This is a genomic window from Paraburkholderia sp. NMBU_R16, assembly GCF_013282575.1.
Taxonomy (GTDB): Bacteria; Pseudomonadota; Gammaproteobacteria; order Burkholderiales; family Burkholderiaceae; genus Trinickia.
On record NZ_JAAAYE010000555.1, the window covers coordinates 1 to 225 of the forward strand.

Consider the following 225-nt stretch of genomic DNA (forward strand, 5'->3'; position numbering starts at 1 on the left):
GATCAACCCGCGCGCTTACCTCGAATACGTGCTGACCCATATCGCTGATCACCCCATCAACCGCATCGACGAATTACTACCCTGGAACGTGGCAAGTAAGCTGCCAGGGAAGTCTTGCCCACCTGCCTCCACGGGCTGATTGCCAGCGCGCCAACACGAGCGCCCGATACCCGATCATGCCTCACGTGCGCGCCGGATAGCGGACGGCCTTCGCGAGGCGCTTAC

The 225-nt window shown here is 61.8% G+C and carries 1 protein-coding gene; it reads left to right on the plus strand.

The features are described from left to right. A partial coding sequence (locus tag GWC77_RS29065) for a transposase domain-containing protein (protein ID WP_173263121.1) occupies nucleotides 1-139 on the plus strand: 139 nt, incomplete at its 5' end. Between the last annotated feature and the right edge of the window lie 86 nt (nucleotides 140-225).